Source organism: uncultured Capnocytophaga sp. (assembly GCF_937936315.1).
Classification (GTDB): domain Bacteria; phylum Bacteroidota; class Bacteroidia; order Flavobacteriales; family Flavobacteriaceae; genus Capnocytophaga.
In genome coordinates, this window is the sequence record NZ_CALGWU010000061.1 from 1 (window position 1) to 1,659 (window position 1,659).

A 1,659-nucleotide genomic window follows, 5' to 3' on the forward strand; every position below is an offset into this window, starting at 1 on the left:
TCAGTGAAATAAGCTTCACGACGAGGGTCAGAAAAAGCATTCATATAGGCTACAATATCAGCACCTGCACGTGAATCGCCCCAACTTACAGCTACTTTGAAAGCCGAATTGTCTTTGGTTTCAAGCATAGCATTATCGACATTTTCGGTAATCACACCATTGTTAATGGCAAATTGAGCATACGCTTTGGCGTTAGTTTCATCTACATCGCTCATACGTATAGCTATACGCAATAACAAAGAGTTAGCATATTTCACCCATTTGGTCATATCACCTTTGTATACAAGGTCAAAATCGGCATATTGGCGGTCGGACGCATCTACAGCTTTCAAAGTGTTGATAGCTGTTTTCAAGTCTTCTGCCATATATTTGTACAAATCCGATTGTTTGTCGTAAGGAGTTTGGGTTTTACCAGCTTCCATTTTGGAGTAGGGTAGAGGTCCGTAACTATCGGTAAGCCAATGAGTGATAGCTACGCGCAACACAGTTCCCCAAGCAAAATAGTATTTGCTCATATCGCATTTAGAATAGCTTTTTAGGGCAAAAAAGGCAGGATACAAATGCTTGGTATAAGTGTCGTCGAACACATAGTCAGTCCAGCCTGTACGTGGGTTATACACAGGGTAATCGGCTTGGAATTTAGGTTGTGAAGCATAACCTGCATACGGAGTAGCGGGCAGGTCAAAACACATTTGGTAAGAGTTTTCCTGCTGAGGTACTACCAATTTTTGCAAGGCGACGAGTTCATTTCCTCCTTGTGGGATTCTACTAAGCTGTTCATCAGTAGCTCCGTAAGGGTTTGTATTGAAATCTTTAAAATCTTTAGTACAGCCTACAGTGAGTAGCGCTAATACAGGGATAATATATTTTTTCATTCTTTTACTTCTTATTTAAAAGTTTGCTTTGATACTAAAGCCATAGCTTCTAAGGCTTGGCAACATAAAGTAGTCTAAACCTTGAGCGTAGTTACCAGTAGATGAAACGGCTTCGGGGTCGAAAGGTGCTTTACTATAGAGCATTGCTAAGTTTCTACCTACTATCGAAAGGGTAACATCTATTTTATCATTCACGAGTTTGCGAGGCAAACGGTAAGAAACATAAGCTTCTTGCAAGCGGAAGTTAGTAGCCGAATAGGTGTAGTATTGAGCGATACGTCCTTTTCCGCGTTCTTCAAAGTAACTTTGGGCAGGTACTCTGTAACCATTGATATTTACGCCTCATGCATCGCGAGCCTCAGCCGATTCTTTAGAAACACCATAGTGGTCTAAGGCTGCTTGAGTCATAGAGATAGCAACCCCACCGATACGTCCAGCCAGCATTGCACCAAAGCCTATATTACCAATATTGAAATCGTTACGCCAACCTAAGTTGTATTTTGGTAACACGCTACCTAATTTCACATAATCGTTGGAATTGTTATAATTCTGTACACTCACACGACCATTTGAATCTAATAACAAATTGCCATCGGCATCGCGTTTGAAATCGTTAGAAGCGTATACATCGCCTAAAGTACCTCCTGTTCTAAGGATATAGCGAGCACCTCCAATACCTCCTTTTTCTAAGTAACTGCGACCTTCGCGTTGCCCAGTAACGGGGTTGATGTAATCTTCAACAAGTGACATAATTTTGTTTTCGTTGTAGCTCATTGTAAAGTAG

Annotated in this window: 2 protein-coding genes and 1 pseudogene; all 3 read right to left on the minus strand. The window is 41.1% G+C overall.

The window, feature by feature from the left end; all coding sequences use genetic code 11:
• Nucleotides 1-875, minus strand: an 875-nt coding sequence (locus Q0162_RS12470; protein ID WP_297892293.1) for a SusD/RagB family nutrient-binding outer membrane lipoprotein, incomplete at its 3' end; no start/stop codon positions are given.
• 15 nt (nt 876-890) lie between these two features.
• Nucleotides 891-1,112, minus strand: a complete 222-nt coding sequence (locus Q0162_RS12475; RefSeq protein ID WP_297892296.1) for a hypothetical protein — start codon at nt 1,110-1,112, stop codon at nt 891-893.
• A 105-nt stretch (nt 1,113-1,217) separates the two neighbouring features.
• Nucleotides 1,218-1,659, minus strand: a pseudogene (locus tag Q0162_RS12480) (SusC/RagA family protein); the annotation flags it as partial.